This window comes from Bradyrhizobium sp. CCBAU 11386 (genome assembly GCF_028128955.1).
GTDB lineage: Bacteria > Pseudomonadota > Alphaproteobacteria > Rhizobiales > Xanthobacteraceae > Bradyrhizobium.
Genome location: NZ_LBKA01000174.1, coordinates 1 through 18,989, shown reverse-complemented (window position 1 = coordinate 18,989; position 18,989 = coordinate 1). Strand labels below are relative to the sequence as shown.

Here is an 18,989-nt window from a genome sequence, read left to right as displayed (position 1 = left end):
TGGTTTGTGCTGTGGTTTTTCACGGATTCGTCTTCTGCAGTGCGGGCATCGCTGCGATGGCGGCCGGAGAATGAGATCGACGATGGCGTGGCGTACGGCGGGCGTGGTTGGTTGAGGCGGAGGCCCATTGATTCTTTTTTTTCCGTCCCGCATGTGCGAGGCGACGGTGCTGCAAGAAGGCGTAGGCAATCATTGTCATCAGGGCGTGGCGATGAAGACCCTGCCATGATCGCCCTTCGAAGTGATCAAGCCCAAGCTCCTCCTTCAACTGCTGATGCGCCTGCTCACAAATCCATCGTGCCTTGATGGTGGCGGCCAGTGTGCGCAGATCCGTCGCCGCAGGGAGGTTGGCGAGATAGTATTTCTTCTCCCCTGAGGCACGCTGCTCGCCAATGAGCCAAGCTTCGTCGCCCGGGAGATGCTGCTGACCCTTATCCCAGATTCGCTGCGGAGGGCCGTCGGCGGTGCGGACACGGAGAGCAGCAAATCGGGCTTTCAGCCGACCTTTCGTCCCGCTGCGCCAACTCACGGTTTTCCATTTGGCGCTCGCCAGCATGTGTTCTGCCGCAATCGATAAGATATCCGGCACGTGGTGCTTTCGTGGTTTCCCGCGGACTTTGGTAATCGGCCAAATGAGCTTCACATCAACCGGATACACCTTGAGGTGCCGAGGGATGCCGACGGCCCAGGCCAATCCGCGTTCTGTTAGCCCTTGTCGAAATGGTGCGCTGAGCCCGTATCCTGCATCCGCCAGCACACATCCAAAGCGCACGTTGGCTGCCATCGCTCGATCAACCTCAGCCAAAGCGATTTCTGGCTTGGATCTTGCCGTTCGGTGTTCGATCGGCACCCGAGCACGCATCAAACGAGACATGTCGCCTGTCCAACTCTCGGGCAGAAAGAGACGCAATGCGACCATCACGGGCACTTCGCCGCGCGCAAGGGTCAGCGACACCAGCGTTTGGCAATTTGCCGTTTTGCCAAGAGAGGACGCATATTGAGCCGCGACACCAACCGAGCGTTCGCCCTTTTTCGGCATTGCGGTGTCATCAATGACTAATACCGCATCCTTGCCGCCGACAAGCCGATCCGCCTGGTTGAGCAGCTCAGATTCCAGCGGTGATGCGTCCCAGACACCGTCGGCGATGAAATGGTGCAGCTGATCGTAGTTGCCGGTTGCAAGGCGTTCTGCCATCGGCTGAACGCTCTTGCGATCGCCCGGGCCGATCAATCCCGCAACGTACAGGGGACACATCCGCTGCCGGGTCTTATGACCCAACCGGTCCAGGAACGGCTTCAGCCAGCGTTCGAGTTCGTCTTCCCATTCCGCCATGGTCAGCCCTCCAAGAGCCGACCACCCATGAATCATTGAAAAATCGATTCGGGAATCTTGAGGGTTCTGTGAGGTCGCGGGGCAAAGGCCAGCCGCGCGCTCTGTCGTAGCGTGCGACCTCATAGAAGCCGGATTGAACGAAGCCGCGGAGTTGTGGGCGCTATGGGAATAGTGCAGCCGGTGTGGCTGCGGGGAAGGCGCGCCTGTGGTCGCCGCGCGTCGGCGCGATATTGATCGGACGTGAGCGGCGCCATTGCTTGGGCCAAGGGCGCGATGCAGCGAGGGATTGGTGGCGCTGGGATGCGCGGCCGAACGATTGGCGGGGTGAGCGGTGACGAGCGCGGCCACGGCGACCTCGGACGCTGCCACCGAGCAGGTGATCACGGAAGGGGTGGATGGTGCAGGCGCTGGTCATGATGTGTCACAACGAAACGGACGGTCGCGCGCGCAGGCTCGCGGGATGACGTCGACGCGCCGCATGGTGCCGCCGCAATGTGGGCAGGCGGGGATCTCGCATTTGACGAGGGGATCGACTTCTGGATCTGGCGGAAGATGGCGGACAGCGAGGAGCTGACGGCAGAGGGCGATTTTGTCGCTGCGTCCGCCATTGGCGAGGAAGCCATAGTGGCGGATGCGGTGAAAGCCGTCCGGCAGGGTGTGCAGGAGAAAGCGCCGCATGAACTCACCGGCATCGAGCGTCATCACCTTGGCTTTGCGATTCCGCCGATAGTCCTTCCAGGAAAAGCTCACCTTACCATCGGCGAGTGAGATCAGCCGACTGTTGGCGATGGCGACGCGATGCGTATAGCGGCCGAGATAAGTCAGCACCTGTTCGGGCCCGCCGAATGGCGGCTTGGCGTAGACGACCCAGTCGGTCCGTCGGAGCTGATCGAGCCGCTGTCTGAATGCGGCGGGATCGGCGAGATGGGCGAGATCACCAAAAAAGCCCAACTGGCCAGCCACGAAGGCAGCTTGCAGCTCTTGCAGAAACAGGCGGCGGAACAGCCGGGAGAGGACGCGCACCGGCAGGAAGAAGCCGGGCCGGCAAGCGACCCAGCGTGTGCCGTCGAGCGAAGGTCCACCACCAGGCACGACGCAGTGGACATGCGGATGGTGTTGCAGGGTCTGGCCCCAGGTATGGAGGACGGCGGTCACGCCGAGCTGGGCGCCGAGATGCTTGGGGTCGGCCGCGATGGCGGTGAGCGTCTCCGCGGCGGAGCGGAACAGGATGGCATAGACCACCGCCTTGTTCTGGAAAGCAATCGCTCTGGCCGGCGCCGGCAAGGTGAAGACCACGTGGAAATACGGCACGGGAAGGAGTTCGGCTTGCCGCTCGGCGAGCCATTGCGCGCGCGCCGCGCCCTGGCACTTCGGACAGTGCCGATTGCGACAGGAGTTGTAGGCGATGCGCGTCGCACCGCAGTCGTCGCATTGCTCGACGTGGCCACCGAGCACGGCCGTCCGACACGCCGTGATGGCGCCCATCACGCGTCGCTCGACGCGGCCGAGGTGACCGGCATGCGCCTGTCGAAAAGCTTCGCCGTGGCGGCGGAATATGTCCGCCACCTCCAAAGCCGGGCCCATGAGGCCCGATCAGCCGGGTGGAACGATCTCCAATCGCAGCCGGTCAAGCGGACTCGGGGTCTGGCTGATCGTCTTGGTGGCGACCTGGGCGTAGCGTGCCGTGCTTTGCAGGCTGGCATGGCCGAGCAGCACCTGGATGACACGAATGTCGGCGCCGTTCTCCAGAAGGTGGGTCGCAAAACTGTGCCGTAGTGTGTGCACCGTCACGCGCTTGTTCAGACCGGCTGCGATGTGGGCCGAGCGGCATGCCGCGTGCAGCACGGTCGCATCAAGCGGCCGCTCACTGTCGCGGCCGGGAAATAGCCAGCGTGTCGGTCGGGTTAGCCGCCAATAGGCCCTTAGAATCTTCAGAAGCTGCGGCGAGAGCATAACGTAACGGTCCCTGCCGCCTTTGCCTTGTTCGACCCGGATCACCATCCGCTGGCTGTCGATATCCGCGATCTTGAGGAAAACCACCTCCGACACGCGTAATCCGGTGGCATAGACGGTCGTCAACGCGATGCGGCTCTTTAGGCTCGGGATCGCCTCCAGAAAGCTCACCACCTCGTCGGCACTTAGCACGACCGGCAGCTTGCGTGGCTCCCGCGCGTAGGCGATGCGCTCCGGGACCGTGCTGTGGCCGAGCGTCACCCCGTAGAAGAATCGCAACGCACAGACGATCTGGTTCAGGGCAGGCCATGAGATCCCCGTCGCCACCAGATGAACCTGGAACGCGTGGACGTCCTCCAAGCCCAAATGGTCGGGCGATCGGCCAAAATATCGGCTGAACTTCGATACTGCGTTGAGATATGATCGTTGCGTCGCCGGCGACAAATTGCGGACCGTCATGTCCTCGATCATGCGTCGGCGGAGAGGGCTCAGCTGGGCCATCGGAAAACCTCCTGTCTGAAGGGTTGGGCTCTGAAAACCCTCGATCCTCTCAGACAGGAGGCGGCCGTTACCACCTCTCCTCAAATGCCGCGCCAGCGGCTTCGTTCAATCCTAATAAAGAGCCCAAATCCAACAATCTGCCAAAGTAGTGCTAGTTTGTGCAGCCATAATATCCCAGCGCTGTCAGAGGATCTGGTACGCGTTCGCCTCCGTAATAGTTAGTTGCCCTATTTGACTTGGTAGCTGCCGAAGCGAGTAACTGGTGGTTTGTTTCACTTGAGCAGAGAACTGGTTGAGCTGCTCGCTAGATTTGTAGAGACTTGCAAGTGTGGCGAGTATCGCCTCATCATCGAGCGGGCGCAGCCAAGCGGCTGGCTGCATTTTCTCCGTCACTGAGTGGACTAGGATATGCGCCAAAAGATCGATTCGTTGGACCTTACGCATGCGACAGAACACCTTCGGACCACCACGTGTACCTCGATGCAACTCACTCAGCGCATTGTGCACCGTTCTTGGGGCCACGGCCAAGCGCGCCGTGCTCAGGGCAACGGTCTAATGGCCGGCGCCAGGTACGAGCTTCCGGTGATCGCCGCAGATGGAGGTGCAGCGGTCACTGCATTGGCTCGCCGCGCTCGATCGAAAGCTTGACATCGATCTGCTCGTGGAGCTTCAACAGATTTGGGATCCAGCATGAAATGCTGCATGAGACTGACGGCCGGTCGGCGCAGCTGCGCGTTGATAGTGTCTGCGTCGCGCGCATTCGGAAAGGCGCTCCGGAAGTTCAGCTGCGACATTGTGTTGCGACGGCGCGGTGCGCGCTTGGAGCCTTGTCGATGCAGAAAACGGGAATGCTTTCTGCAACCGAAATCGAGCGTCGTTTGTGGTGGGCGGCAGGCCAGCGCCGTCCTCATGATCAAACAGGAATTCGTCGAAGAAGTGGCTGCCACGCACCAAAAGGGAGGAATTTGCTGGCTCCAACGCCGATTGTCAGTGGCGGCGCCACCCGCTCTGACGGAGGGCTTGGGTCGGCATCAATTGTATCTTAGCATCGACGTCGTAAAGGTACACTTCGATGGCGGCGACCCGTCCTGCTATCGGCCGGTTTCCTCCTTCAACCGCAGCCGATACCCGCCAAGGTGTCGATTAGCTTCAAATTCAAGCGCTGGCGCCCGACTTTGCTCCTTCGGACTGGTGCTTAAACCCAATGGGTTGGCCTGCGCTGGCGCGTTAGCACCGACGCTTAGGACCAGGCGCTCGGTGCAATCGCGAATATGCCAGAGGAGTGCTCGATGCGCCCGCTGCAAAGCCGCTGTTCGGCATATTGGAAGCCTGGACGCGGCCCAAGCGCCGTTCGCAACCGCCTTGGACACCGTGCGAATGCTAGTGAGTTTCGGCGTCCTCTGGTTTAGAGCATTTCGAAATCAGCAGGTCATTATATCGTCGACGTCCTCCTGGCACCGATACCATTTGCGGCACAACCATTCACCAAAGAAATGACCATCTACAGGAACGAAAAGCATGCTCGATTTTTCACTCAGCGACGACCAGGTCATGGTCCGTAACTCCGTCCGCGCGTTCATCGATAAAGAAATCATTCCCCTCGAGATGCAAGTTCTTATCAACGAGCGACGGGGCCGTCCCGGCCTCGAGCCAGGGCAGCAGCGAGACCTACAGCTGAAAGCGAAGAGCAGGGGCTTTTGGGGCTTCACGACCCCCAAAAAGTACGGCGGAGCCGCAGTCGGAGCAATCATGAACTCGCTCGTCTGTATGGAAAGGGGCCGTACCTTCGTCCCGTTTAAATTTGGCGGATCCGCCGACAACATCTTATTCTCCGGCACGGATAGTCAGAAGCAGGAATATCTTATCCCGACGATCGAAGGAGAGCGGGTCAGCTGCTTCGCGATAACTGAGCCTGGGGCCGGCTCGGACGCCACTGCGATTCGCACGAGTGCAGTGCGCGACGGTGACGATTGGATCATCAACGGCGAGAAGACTTTCATCGCCAACGGAGATGAGGCCGACTTCGCGATAGTGTTCGCCGTCACTGATCCCAAGAGGGGCGCATCGGGCGGCATCACCTGCTTTCTCGTCGATCGTACGATGGGCTGGCGGTCTTACCCCATTGCGATCATGGGCGAAGGGTGCCTAGCATCGCTTGTTTTCGAGGACGTCCGTGTGCCGAGTTGCAATATCGTCGGCGAACTAGGATGGGGCTTCCGGCTGGCAATGGACTGGATTGGCGGCGGTCGCTATGAGGTCCCCTCGGTAGCCCTGGGCGCGTCAGAGCGCCTGCTCGAGATGGCGATCGAATACTCGAAGAACCGAATGTCCATGGGACACCCCATTGCAGAATACCAGGCCGTCCAGTGGCAGATTGCTGATTCTCATGTCGAGATCGAGGCAGTGAAGTACCTTACCCTCCTCACCGCCTGGCAAGCGGAGAGTGGACATGACGCTCGACACACTTCAGCGATCGCCAAGCTGATCGGTTCAATTACCGCAAACAAGATAGTTGATCGCGTCATGCAGATCCACGGCGGGATGGCCTATACCAAGGAGCTACCGATCGAGCGGTGGTATCGCGAACTACGAGCATACCGTATCCAAGACGGTACCGATGAGATTCAACGACGCGCTATCGCGCGAAACTTGTTCAAGGGTCACGCCAAACTCGGCGTGATCGGCGTCTAAAGTGCCGAATCGACTATGAACAAGCTGGGCTGGATAGTCGAGCATGCGAAATCAAGGACGCCTTTGAAACCGCCCGGGCCGCATGTACGGTCGAGACTCCAAAGGCTAGCGCGCTAGAATGAAGCAGAGCTTGCCCTTTTGATAGGGCTAGGGGGATGATATTGCTTGGGCTCGCTAGTCACCTTTGGAGAGAACCATGACCCGTATACGCCGCAGCGCCTTGTTCATGCCGGGATCCAACGCGCAGGCGCTCGAAAAAGGCCGGACCCTGCGGGCCGACGCACTGGTGCTCGATCTAGAGGATTCAGTCGCGCCCGATGCGAAACCCACGGCGCGTGCACAGATTGCGGAGGTCGTCAAAGCCCGTAGCTTCGGCAAGCGGGAGGTGCTGATCCGCGTCAATGCGGTGGAAACGCGGTGGTGGCGCGAAGATGTCGCTATGGCCGCACAGGCGCGGCCCGACGGAATTCTCGTGCCAAAGGTATCGAGCATGGCCGACCTCAACAGCATCGCGGAACAACTCGCAGCGAATGGTGCGGCCCCCTCACTTTCGCTTTGGGTTATTATCGAGACTGCGCGGGCGGTTTGGCATGCCGAGGAGCTTGCTGCCGGCGCGGCCATTCCGAAAAAGAGACTTGCAGGCTTCGTATTTGGCCCGAACGACTTGTCGCGGGAGACGGGAATTAAGATGGTGCCGGGACGCGCAACCATGATCGCAACGATAACTCATTGCATATTGGCTGCACGCGCGCACGGCATTGAAATACTCGACGGTCCTTACAGCGATTTTTCCAATCCGGAGGGCTTTGCTGCCGAGTGCCGGCAAGCGCGAGATTTTGGTTTCGACGGGAAGACGTTAATTCATCCGGACCAGATCGACGCGTGTAACGCCATCTTCACGCCTCAGGTAGAGGAGTTGGCGCAGGCGCGCCGCATCATTGCGGCCTTTGAATTGCCAGAAAACACCGCTCGTGGGGCGATCCAGGTCGACGGGCAGATGGTGGAGCGGCTGCATGCCGAAATGGCGAAGCGAACAATCGCAGTCGCGGATGCCATTCGCCGCCACGACAATGTAACATAGGGCCAGAAAAGCGTTTGCCCACAACGGTGAAGTCGTTTTAGGTGTTCAGTCCCAAGCTTGTGCATTCCTGTAGCACCATGTGAAGGATGCGACATGAGACAAGTCGGCTGCGCCACCAGGACAGGGAGAGGGGCAGTCCGTCGAGTAACACCAAATAGTCAAGAAGTGAGAGCACTCGCCAGGCGCTACGGGATCAAAGTGGGAGACGCGTGACACCGTCGCCGATCTGTCGAGCGACCCTAAGAAAGCCTCAATTCGATTCCTTCGCGGAGGACGCGATCATTGTCGCTTTCCAACATATACGCTGCTGCGGCTTGACGATTGCCTCTATGCCCTGCAATCGACCACCCGGCATCTGACGCGGCCATCCCTGCATCGTGGCCTTCAATGCCACGGCAACAGCCGATCGTCGGGGATCGAACACGACAGACCTCGAAGAAAAGAAGGCCTATCTCGATCGGTTCCACATCGGCCTCGCTGACGTGCTCCAGACCGCAAGGCAAGCTCTACCTGCACGCCGCAATCGACACCGTGCGCCATTGTGCAGCTGGTCAGGACGACCGGAAGGACCTCAGCTTAGCCCTCCTCGAAGGTTTGATCGCGGCCCCCGGTAGAAGATCCACACGGTGCTCAGTGGCTCCAGTTCATCTTCCCACCGCGCTATGCGGACGGCCGACGGCAAGTTACGTGACGCATATCTTCGATACGCGATGCCAAGAGAGCGGGATCGAACATCAGCGGACGAAGGTCAAGCATCCTGGACCAGCGACCAGGTCGAGCGCGTGCATCGCACGATCCGGAACGCGATCGTCCAACGCTACGACGCGATCAACGTAAGCGTCGTTCTCAGGCCCCGGCTTTGAGGGCTTGAGCGCGGTAGGCCCAGGACAGTAGCTGGTCGATGTCGCGGTTTGGATAACGCTTGACGTTGCTGGTGAGCGCGTCGGTCAGCTAAGCAAGCGGATCGACGTCAATCAACTTACAGGTTTCAACCAGTGAGGCGACGATGGCCCTGTGCTCGGTACTGCCATCGGATATTGCGAACAGCGCATTTCTACTTGAGCGTGATCAGACGGATCGAAGGTTCGACGACGTTATTGTCGAGCTCGATACCACCATCATCGATGAAGCGCGTCAGCCCCCAACCGTGAGAGCGCATAGAGGATGCCGTCGCGAGCTTGTCCCTCTGGCCGATCACGGCGAGTTGGGTGTAGCCATTTCTGGAAGGCATCAGCAAGCAACTGGCTTTTTTGCTGCCGCACGAGGCGACGCTCCTCGGCACTTCGGGCGCGGATGTCCTTCTCAATCGCATAGAACTCGGCCATGCGTTGAGCGCCTCTCTCTCGCGATGGGTGCTGGGCCAGGTGTTGCGAGCTTATAGAAATTGCGGCGCATATGCGCCCAGCTTGCGTCAGGACAAGTCCTGGAAAGGCTGAAGAATGTGATCTGAAACCTTTCAACGTGACCCAGAGGGTTCGACGCCATCAAAGATGGGAGCCCGCCAGCCGGAAGCGAGTCTTGCATCGGTGACGGCAACGTCGCTCGTGAAGCGTAGACAGCGGGTAGCGAAGCCCTGTGGCTAGCCTCGGATCATGGTCGTGCTGAAGCCTTCGCCGTGTTGGATCCGGGGCAGCACTGGGAAAGTCGTTATGGCCAGTCTGACCGGTTCGGCCGGGCGCCTCTGAGCAGGGGAAGGTACGGGATGCGCCACCAGGAAACCTGGGAGGTCCCGTTTGTACCCACATGGGAAAGCCGGCACGAGCACTGGCCAAAACAACGCTCCAGGCCTGATGACCGACTTGGCGAGCATCGGGAGCGCGCACGCGAACACGAAAACACCAAGGAATCCCGAGGTGAAGACATAAGCCGACGGACGCGCGCGGAAAGTCGTAGGGGCTTCGTAGTATCCAGGAAGGCGGGAAACTGGGCTCACTGGGACCCGCTTGAGGGAAGGGAGCCGCCACGCGTTAAGACCCATTGACGAGAAACACGGGTGGAACGCTGAGTCCCACGAACCCGTCCACGCAACGACAATGGATGGCCGATCTGGCGAGGAAGAATCCCAAGCGGTTTCTGACCTCGCGGCATCACCTGATCGACGGTGAATGAATGCTCGAGGCCTATCGCCTGACGCGCAAGGATGGCGCGCCTGGCATCGAGGCATGACCGCGGCGGACTATGAAGCAAACCTGTAGGCCAATCTCGGCGGTCTGCTGGCGCGCATCAAATCCGGACGTTACATCGGGCCGCCGGTGTGACGGCACTACATCCCGAAGGCGGATGGGACCGAACGGCCACTCGGCATCGCGACATTCGAAGACAAGAAAGTACAGCGGACGATTTCCCTGCTGCTGGCGCCGATCTACGAGACCGACTTCTTGTCGCGCTCGTACGGCTTCCGACCGAGACGATCGGTGCATGATGCCCCACATGCCCTGCGTAATGGTTTCATGGAGCAAGGGTTGCGCTGGGTGGTGGAAGTCGACATCTCGAATTAGTGGCAAATACTAAACGCCTCATCAGAACCGGTAGTGTTTCCGTCGTTCGCAAAGCTCTATGATCCAGTTTATTGGCTCTCCATGGCCCAGCTCTTCTGGACAGGATAAAGTAAAGGAATGAGAAGCGCTATTGATCCAATGCACGTTTCTCCAACGACCGACAAACGCTTCGAGAGAGAGACTGCCACGCTCACAATAGCTTGCCTCGATCACGCACCCTACGTCGAAGCATAGGAGGACCCGATGCGTTCGTCCTTCCGCAGACGAGAATACGCGTTACCTCATTCGAATTGCTGGGATAGGGAGCGCGCCTAATCGATGGTCGTGACACACGTTCACGCAGCTAAGCCGCGTGCTGAGGAGAACGGCTGCGCTGACTGGTGACCGACAAATTCGATAAGTTGCAATGAAATGGACTGCTCGTTCGTTCTTTCCGTCTCGCGAGGTGCTATCCAATGACAAGCCCTACAAAATTGACGCAAAATCAGCTGCAAGAGCGGGTCGCAAGCCGATTGCGCTCGATCGAGGCGCTGGAATCCACTTATGAAACCATCACGATCGGACAGCTGGTTTCAATCCGAGCGAGAACGCACGGCTCAACGACCGCAATAGACGTTTTCGAGCGCGGCGAGCGCGCGACCTACTCCGAGGTGGACGAATCGTCCAACAAATTCGCGCATGCGCTGCGTGCATTCGGCGTACGGAAGGGTGACCGAATTGGAGTGATGTTGCCCAATCGCATCGAATTCCCGATCCTGTGGCTGGCGATGGCCAAACTCGGCGCGGTGATGGTTCCGATCAACATGCGCTATACGCCGAGGGAGATCGAATACGTTCTCAGCGATACACAGGCCGAAGTGGCGGTCGTCGATGAGTCCGCATGGTCAGCGTTCGTGACGATGGAGCCTTGGCCGCAAGACCTCTCCAAGGACCGAGTAATTTGCGTTGGCCAGCCTTCCGTGGGAATAGGAACTACTCTCGACGAGTTGCTCAAGGGCGTTGGCAACTCTCTAGTAGAGGAGGATATCGGCCCCGACGACCTGGTGAATATTCAGTATACTTCGGGGACAACAGGCTTTCCAAAAGGGTGCATGTTGACGCACGACTACTGGGCTGTGAGCTCGTATCAAGGGGCATTCGGTGACGGCCAAGCCTACCAGAGGTATCTGTCTGCTCTCCCTTTTTCTTATGGTGATCCGCAAGGATATCTGCTGAAGTCGTATCGACAGGGAGGTACGTTCTACCTAGCTCCGTCACTCAGCTCGCGGCGCTTCATTGGTTGGGTCAAGCAGCACCGCATCGAGTGGTGCGTGTTTCCCGAGCTTGTAGCGCGACAGGCGGAGGCCGTCGGCGACGACGGAACGACATGCCTGAAGCAGACTCTGAACTGGGGCTGGAATCCTGACAGCGTAGGAAAATTTCGGAAACGGTTTGGAGTACGCACCCAAGATGCTTACGGGATGACGGAAATTGGGTTTGGCACACAAATGCCGAACGACCTTGACGAGTTAGCCGAGTCGGGATCGGTTGGGCTTCGTGCGCCATTTCGCAAACTGCGGCTGATGAATGACGATGGCACACCCACGCAGGTCGGCGAAATTGGCGAGTTGTGGGTGAGTGGCCGCGGAATTTTCAGGGGCTATTGGAGAAGACCGGAGGCGAGTGGCGCCTCGTTTGAGGGTGAATGGTTCAAGACAGGAGATTTGCTGCGGCGCGACGAACTAGGTTTCCATTGGCTGGTAGGACGCATCAAGGACATGATCCGACGCTCGGGCGAGAACATTGCTGCCCGCGAGGTCGAAGCCGTCATCCGTGAGATTGCTCAGATTGCTGATGTTGCCGCCGTGCCCGTTCCTGATGTCAAACGTGGCGAGGAGGTTAAGGTCTACCTGGAGTTGAAAGAAGGCCTCACGCCGGGCGATCTCCCCGTTGAGCGGATTCTTGAACATGCTCGTGCTCGTCTTGCCGTGTTCAAGGTGCCACGATACATCGCCTTTATTCCGGCGCTCCCCAGAACTGCTGCGAGCAATAAAGTAGTCAAACGTGACCTGATAGCCGTGAGCAATCCGCTTGCCGACGCCTACGACGTTGAGCAGAAGCGCTGGCACTGAAGCCAAGTGTCCTCCTCACTTGCGCGGCGGTTCTCAGTTCGGCACTCTAGCGAGCCCACGTTGGCGCCATGGGACCGTAAGCATCCGATGGCGCCTAAGGACAAGTTCTCCTTGGCACCCATGACGTCGGTGAGACGTGCCAGACCGCGCGCGCCTCCGGGCGGCAGATTGGCGGCGCGGGATAGCTGCCAAGCCGGCGATCTTGATCAGGTAGTGCAAGAGCGTTGACCTTGCCCCACGGAATTAATCCAGGTTGAGTCGCTCTGGCCCAAGACAAGGACCAGAGCATGAAGCGCAGCCGTTTTTCGGAAGAGCATCATCGGGATTTTGAAGGAGCACGAGGCTGGTGTTTCGATTGCCGATCTATGCCGGAAGGCGGCCTCAGTGACGCCAGTATCATAAATGGAAAACCAGGTTTGGCGGGATGGAGGTCACGGAGCTGAAGACGTGGAGGACGAAAACAACGCGGCTGCCATGCTGGACAACGCGGCGAAGGACTTGTTGGCAAAGAGTGGTGACGCCCGCGGTCAATCGGAAAAGCTGTCACGCGTCTCATGGATGCCCACGGGAGTAAGCGAGCGGCCGTCGTGTAAAACCATCCGCAGTTGAAGCCCAAAATCCCTGCATTATCAAACGACCGAGTAATCGAAAACAAAATGCCGATCAGGCGCTTGGAGGCTTGTTCACGGACGACCATTTAGTGCCTCAGTCAGGATCGCCAGCCCCGCCCTGATCAAAATTCGTATCCGACACCGCTGATCACTATCGCTCAAACGAAATCAACGCAGTTACCGCGCTCCAGAGCAGTACTTTCGTTCTGGGTCTGTCCAAGCCTTCAGTCGATGTAACCTTTTGCAGAGGATAGCACCAATGTGCGGCTATCCATGTCAAGCACGTGGCTCATGTCGCTACAGCGCCTCCTGCCGATTGTTCGGCGGTGCCGACTTGAGGGCGGACGCATGCCACGCGATAACTTTCCCGACAGCGCGAACCGAACTAGCCGTCCCTTGCAAGAGCGGTCGGCCGGAGAACATCGGTGGGCTTCCATCAACGCCTTTACGTAGAGGGATACCGCTCATTTGCGAGATCGGGATAACAACTATTTCAGGATGTTGGGTCGCTAGCTCTCTAAGAGCAAGGCCCACCGGTGACTCGTCTTCGATGCTCAGAGGCAAGTCCTTCCCCCAGAGAAGGACGTCAAACTCACCGCTCTCTCCAAGTATCTGCATGCAGTTACTTAAGACCTGCACATCGAAAGCACTCTGGGCACTCAGATCCAAGGGATTGACGCTATTTGAAAACTTCGGAAGCACGTCCGCAAGCCGCTTGCGCAACTGGTCGGAGAACACGACCAGCTTCAGGCTCGGTGTCGATAAAATCAGGTCGGCCATAATGTTTCCCATTCCACCTGAAAAGCTCGCGAAGGCGACTCGATTGCCTCGGGGTCTTTGGGATGACGCCTTGAAAGCAACAACGGTTTCGATCAGGTCTTCGACCGAATCAACCGTGATCACACCGAGTTCTTCCAGCAACGCGATGTCTCTTTCATAGTTGTTTGCCGTTGGTGTTGCCGTATGTCGGCTGATGGCCTTTCGTACCTCGGGATGAGCGCCCACGCGCAACATAACAATTGGCTTGCCTTGTTTACGCGCACTTAGGCAAGCGAGCGCGAAGGCTTCGGGATCCTTTATGCCCTCGGAATAGCTGACGATGATTTCTGTTTGGGGATCGGCAGCAAAGTAATTGATTAGTTCGCTTGTTGTCACGCTAACTTCGTTGCCGGTTGTCGCGAGTTTTCCGATGCCGATGCCCCTGCCAATAATCGGGTGCATTGTTGCAACCATCTGCCCGCTCTGGAAGACGCCGCTAACGTCTCCGGCGACGATCTTAGGTATTCCTGTTAGCCCAACAGCAATCATCGGGCGGTGCAGATTAACGACTCCAATTGTATTCGGCCCGACAACTACCATTCTCTCCCAGTTTTTCGTCCATCGCTGAATTTCTAGCTGTTTCGCGCTACCCTCTTCCGAGCCGAGGTCCGCGAAGCCGCTCGAGATAATCTGTGCAGCGCCGACCGAACTTCGCTTGCATTCCTCCAGAACTGTCAGGATGTTCTCAGCACGAACGCATAGCACGGCCAAATCAACCTGGAACGGAACTTCTGAAATGCTTCTGTAACAGCCCACGTCGCAAACGGTACTATAGTTGGGGTTTACGGCGGCGACATTTCCATCGAATCCAGACGACACGATATTGTCAAGAATGACATTCGCGAGGCCCGGCTTCGGTGAGGCGCCGACCACGGCAATCCCCCGAGGCTCAAAGAGTGATCGAAGATTGCGTGCTCCACAAGTGTTCTCTAACCGTCTTGAACCGGAGTGACCGGTCTGGTTCGCATGGCTTACTGCTTGCGTAGTTGTGTTCTCGCTGGTCGTTGACATGTAGTTCCCTCTCATGAGCATCGGTGAAAGGCGAGCACGGGACAAATGATCAGTTTGTCATCGCGATCTTTCTTGAGCGAAGAAGGGACGAGCAGGCTCTAAAACGACGCGGCGCCCGCATTCGCTAGGTTACGAACGCGCGACAAACAACGTCCGCTCATCTCGACGCTAAAATGGAGGTGCAGGCGATCGGGCTAACGTTCACCGCTGCGAGCCCGGGCCGCCGCACAAACTTGCAGTTCGCGTTGAAAAGTTTTCTTTGTACGTTCATCCACCCGACCCGCTATATTCGTTGGTGTGTTCGTAATGCCCCCTAGCCGGTTGAGATGGGCTATCGGGCCAAGATCTCTTGTTTTGTCGAGTGGTTCGCCCGCGAACGCAAAAGCACTGTCGCTCGTCGATCTGGCTCGCATTCGGCGAGAGCGAGCTGGAGAGGTGCGGATATGCCGCGCACGTTTCAGGCTTTCAGAAGCGAACGCAAGTATCACGGCCGCGAGTGATTTGCAAATTCTGACTTCATCGTCGGGGAGCTAGCGCGTTCAGTGAGGAGAACGATTGCGACCGGAAGCGTCACCATGAAGGTCGCTCTCTCACCGAAAATCATGAGCCCTCGATCAACGAAATGCCATCGATCATGCCGTTTCGCGCGAGACTTTAAAGAGGAAGACCCTTGATCGTTTTGAGCCTCTGAGTGCATTCATTCCTCCTACAGCGCGCTGGGGTTCTGTCGATTACCAGCAACGATCATGCCAGCGGCATGCAAACGTTACCCCACAACAGATGTTCGGCTCATTTTCGGTAGCCATCCTGTCGCGGTGACAAACCTGAACAGGATCGACGGCGTTTGCGCCACCGAAGGCGCAAGTCCATCACGCGCCTGCGACGACTACGGATGATGCCGGCCGACGTTCAACTGTCGGACGTACTTGGCGTGAAATCCGCGTAGCTTTCATCACCGCGAAGCGACCCCTTCAATCTCTGTGCGTGGGTCGGCTGACATCACAAAGGGATCTAGCATGTTATGCCGCCTGTGTCCTGTTGACTACCAAGACGTCGGAAATCAGCCAGCATGACCTCATTGCAAAATCAACCGGATGAGCTCACGTGTTTTGTCTCATGAAGCAAGCCGTTACGGGAATCCGCAAGTGGCACGTTGATTGCTGGGACGAGGGCTGCCGGAGCCAACGTCTTCGGAGCGGCGCTTGCGCCAGGAGTGCTAGATGAAGCAGACCGCGATACTCAACCGGCTGGTTTTGTCTGCTCCCGGAATACAAACGGCTGATCTGCATGAGAGTGCCGATCGTCAGTTTGAATTGGCACCGGTCGATCTCTCGCTGTGAGGAGAAGCTGCAAATGATTTCTGAAGTGTTCATTACTTGTGCGATAACGGGCAGTGGGAGTGCGCCGAAGAGTCCGCATGTGCCGGTAACCCCAGAGCAAATCGCAAGCTCTGCAATCGATGCGACGCGTGCGGGAGCGGCCGTTGTTCATATCCATGTACGCGATCTCGCAACCCGGCGGGGCTCGCGGGATCCAGCCCTATACCGCGAAGTGGTCCGACGGATTAGGCAATCGGATGTGAGGCCCGTGATTAACCTCACCACGGGGATGGGCGGCGATCTCGTGTTGGGCGGGGTCGGCACACCGCTGCCGCCGGACCCTAGGAAGACGGACATGGTGGGCGCGCTTGAGCGGCTCGTGCATGTGGAAGAGCTGCGCCCCGAAATCTGCACATTGGATTGCGGGACGATGAACTTCGCCACCCCGGACGATCTAATCATGGTAAATACCGCCGGCGTGCTGCGCGCGATGGCCGCACGCGTACGAGAGCTCGGGGTCCGTCCTGAGCTCGAGGTATTCGATACTGGCGGTCTGGTATTGGTGCATGAATTGATCAAAGAGGGCCTCATCCAAGATGCTCCACTGATACAGCTGTGCATGGGCATCCCCTATGGTGCGCCGGACGACCCGACTACGCTAATGGCGATCGTGCACAGGCTTCCGCCGCATGCCATCTACTCAGCCTTTTCGATAGGGCGGATGCAGCTTCCATACGTAGCGTTGGCACCGCTGGTGGGTGCCAACGTGCGGGTGGGGTTGGAGGACAACCTCTATCTCTCGCGCGGGCGGCTGGCAACCAATGCCGAGCTCGTGCAGCGGGCGGTAGAGATTCTCGAGAGGATCGGGATTCGGGTGATGAGCCCGGACGAGACGCGCGACAAGCTTGGGTTCAAAGCTCATAGCTGACGAGCCCTTACGTCTAGCGGTCGAGCTGCTCGAGGCCGGGGAGTGTGGCGGCGAAAACGCTGCATGCTCCATCGTTAATGGCGCAGACGTGAAACTGTATAGCTGTGCTTCGTGGGTCGAGCGCGTCCAGGAAGTCCAGCGAAGCTGCGGCGGGCATATCCGCGTCGCTAAGGAGCTCCTGACCGTGGTGCACTCGGTCGCGAAGACATGGGAGCGAAGAACACGTACAGGAGTCTGCGCCAGCGCGTAGCTTAAGTAGCACCTCCTGCAGAGCCAGTTTGATGCCTGAGGCGTGATTGCCGCTTGAGCTCAACTTCGCAGCCATTCTTTCGGCCGGTATAAAGCCCGTCAATGCCAGCGCTCTAAGCGATCCCAGAGAATTGAAACAGCGCACTGCTCCGAAGAGCCTACAAGCACAGTGAAAGCCATCTCGACTTCGGAAGTCGAATGCCCCGGTTGCCTTCGCTAACTACCGACCTGAGTAGGTTGAGGCTTTTGAGGCCCAAAATAAGCTGTGGAGCCGGTCTGGGGCGATTAGGCAAGCAGCGCCTCCGCTGCGCTTGCATGTCGAAGGTTACGTTCGAACCGCGTGCAATCAAAGACCACCTCATTTGAGAGAAAACAACATGCCGACAGCAATTGGAAAGCCACGCACGATCGAAGCTCTTGAAGCGCTAGAATCAAACGTCCGCTCCTACTCACGTTCATTTCCAGCGATTTTCAACCGAGCGCGCGGCTCCGTTATGTTGACGGAAAATGGGCGGAAAGTCATTGACTTCTTGTCGGGTGCCGGAGCGCTAAACTACGGCCACAACAATCACGCGATTAAAGCTGCTATTACTGAATATTTGGCTTCCGATGCCGTGATACATGGGCTTGACATGGCGACGCCTGCCAAGCTCGACTTTATGGAGACGTTCAGGTCTGTAATACTTCAAGAGCGAGGTATGCAGTACAAATTCCAATTCACTGGACCAACCGGAGCGAATGCCATCGAAGCGGCGCTAAAGCTGTCACGAAAAATTACAGGACGTCAAAACATTGTCTCATTCACTAACGGGTATCACGGGATGAGCTTAGGAGCACTTGCTGGGAGTGGTAATCGGTTTTATCGCGCGGCCAGCGGCGTGCCTTTGTCCGGCACAACATTCATGCCCTATGATGGGTATTTTGGACCAACTCTTGATACGGCCGACTATCTGCGAAAGATGTTGATGGACGAAAGCAGTGGCATCGATCGTCCTGCTGCCATTCTCGTTGAAACAGTGCAGGGGGAAGGTGGCATAAACGTCGCAGGTAGGAAATGGTTGCAATCAATTCAAGCAATCGCAAAAGATGTTGATGCTCTTTTCGTGGTCGATGACATACAGATGGGCTGCGGCCGCACAGGTGAGTTCTTTAGCTTCGAGTTCGCCGGTTTGTCGCCGGACATTATTGTGTTGTCGAAATCGCTAAGCGGGTACGGTCTTCCGTTATCAATGTTGCTGATCAAAGATGGATTCGATGTATGGCGGCCAGGGGAGCACATTGGGACGTTCAGAGGAAACAACCTTGCGCTTGTCGCCGGAACCGCAGCTATGAACCTCTATTGGCGCAGCCGATCATTCTCAGACGAGATTCGGCGCATGGGAGAATTGGTCCGGGGTCGCCTCGAGATCCTTGTATCCAAGCATGAGAACCGCTTTGCGGTTCGGGGGCGCGGAATGGTATTTGGTTTTGATTGCCATTTTGCTGAAATCGCTGAAGCAACCACACGTAAGGCGTTTGATAAGGGATTAATGCTCGAGCGATGCGGACCGGCCGATCAGGTCGTAAAAATATTGCCTGCACTCACCATTGATACTGACACTTTGAACCGCGGCCTTGACTTATTCGAAGAAGCGTTGGTCGAAACTCTGGCCGAGTGTTCATCTGTTTGAGCCCGCAGTCCTGGGCAGGCGGCCTAATTGCTTTGGCGTGCAGAAGCAAAGCGAGGGCTCGCGCCCTCACGAGACCAGGCGCGGGTCAGCAGGCCACCGGAGCGGACCCGTCATCGCAAAGTTGATGCCGGGGTGTAGAAGTTTCGACTTAATCTGACGCCAAGGTTCGAACTGGCAGGGAATGGAGCTGCGGGCGAGCAGGAGCGCTCACCCA

The 18,989-nt window shown here is 57.9% G+C and carries 11 protein-coding genes and 3 pseudogenes; 8 read left to right on the top strand and 6 right to left on the bottom strand.

What is annotated here, in order from left to right:
* Positions 1–19: 19 nt before the first annotated feature.
* From XI09_RS11475 to XI09_RS11460, 4 genes are all read right to left on the bottom strand, one after another.
* The gene (locus XI09_RS11475) at positions 20–1,369 is read right to left on the bottom strand and encodes an IS701 family transposase (RefSeq protein WP_271566934.1); all 1,350 of its coding nucleotides are present in this window, start codon (positions 1,367–1,369) and stop codon (positions 20–22) included.
* 375 nt (positions 1,370–1,744) lie between these two features.
* The gene (locus XI09_RS11470; protein WP_271566933.1) at positions 1,745–2,917 is read right to left on the bottom strand and encodes an IS91 family transposase; all 1,173 of its coding nucleotides are present in this window, start codon (positions 2,915–2,917) and stop codon (positions 1,745–1,747) included.
* 9 nt (positions 2,918–2,926) lie between these two features.
* Entirely contained in the window at positions 2,927–3,787 is an 861-nt protein-coding gene (locus XI09_RS11465; RefSeq protein WP_271566932.1) for a site-specific integrase, read from the bottom strand.
* Between the two features lie 183 nt (positions 3,788–3,970).
* Entirely contained in the window at positions 3,971–4,231 is a 261-nt protein-coding gene (locus XI09_RS11460; RefSeq protein WP_271566931.1) for a hypothetical protein, read from the bottom strand.
* Positions 4,232–5,305: 1,074 nt separating this feature from the next.
* Here XI09_RS11460 and XI09_RS11455 point away from each other — a divergent pair.
* The 3 genes and pseudogenes from XI09_RS11455 to XI09_RS46115 all read left to right on the top strand — a co-directional run.
* Positions 5,306–6,478, top strand: coding sequence for an acyl-CoA dehydrogenase family protein (locus tag XI09_RS11455; protein ID WP_271566930.1), 1,173 nt, complete (start codon positions 5,306–5,308; stop codon positions 6,476–6,478).
* 196 nt (positions 6,479–6,674) lie between these two features.
* Entirely contained in the window at positions 6,675–7,559 is an 885-nt protein-coding gene (locus XI09_RS11450) for an HpcH/HpaI aldolase/citrate lyase family protein (RefSeq protein ID WP_271566929.1), read from the top strand.
* A 93-nt stretch (positions 7,560–7,652) separates the two neighbouring features.
* Positions 7,653–8,380, top strand: a pseudogene (locus XI09_RS46115) (IS481 family transposase); the annotation flags it as partial.
* 233 nt (positions 8,381–8,613) lie between these two features.
* On the opposite strand, the pseudogene XI09_RS11445 reads toward XI09_RS46115, so the two are convergent.
* Positions 8,614–8,884 (bottom strand): annotated as a pseudogene (locus XI09_RS11445) (IS66 family transposase).
* Positions 8,885–9,826: 942 nt separating this feature from the next.
* On the opposite strand from XI09_RS11445, the gene XI09_RS46110 reads away from it, so the two are divergent.
* From XI09_RS46110 to XI09_RS11430, 3 genes and pseudogenes are all read left to right on the top strand, one after another.
* Positions 9,827–10,057: a reverse transcriptase domain-containing protein gene (locus tag XI09_RS46110; RefSeq protein WP_442869572.1), complete on the top strand. Its 231-nt coding sequence runs from the start codon at positions 9,827–9,829 to the stop codon at positions 10,055–10,057.
* 455 nt (positions 10,058–10,512) lie between these two features.
* Positions 10,513–12,168 carry a class I adenylate-forming enzyme family protein gene (locus XI09_RS11435; RefSeq protein ID WP_271566927.1) on the top strand — a complete coding sequence of 552 codons (1,656 nt, stop codon included), beginning with the start codon at positions 10,513–10,515 and terminating at the stop codon, positions 12,166–12,168.
* A 287-nt stretch (positions 12,169–12,455) separates the two neighbouring features.
* Positions 12,456–12,768, top strand: a pseudogene (locus XI09_RS11430) (transposase); the annotation flags it as partial.
* 308 nt (positions 12,769–13,076) lie between these two features.
* Here XI09_RS11430 and XI09_RS11425 read toward each other — a convergent pair.
* The gene (locus XI09_RS11425; protein ID WP_271566926.1) at positions 13,077–14,471 is read right to left on the bottom strand and encodes a CoA-binding protein; all 1,395 of its coding nucleotides are present in this window, start codon (positions 14,469–14,471) and stop codon (positions 13,077–13,079) included.
* 1,491 nt (positions 14,472–15,962) lie between these two features.
* Between XI09_RS11425 and XI09_RS11420 the strand changes: the two genes are divergently transcribed.
* Both XI09_RS11420 and ectB read left to right on the top strand, forming a co-directional pair.
* Positions 15,963–16,856 (top strand): 3-keto-5-aminohexanoate cleavage protein, encoded by an 894-nt coding sequence (locus XI09_RS11420; protein WP_271566925.1) that lies wholly within the window; start codon positions 15,963–15,965, stop codon positions 16,854–16,856.
* Positions 16,857–17,482: 626 nt separating this feature from the next.
* Positions 17,483–18,775 carry a diaminobutyrate--2-oxoglutarate transaminase gene (gene ectB / locus XI09_RS11415; protein WP_271566924.1) on the top strand — a complete coding sequence of 431 codons (1,293 nt, stop codon included), beginning with the start codon at positions 17,483–17,485 and terminating at the stop codon, positions 18,773–18,775.
* Positions 18,776–18,989 lie beyond the last annotated feature (214 nt).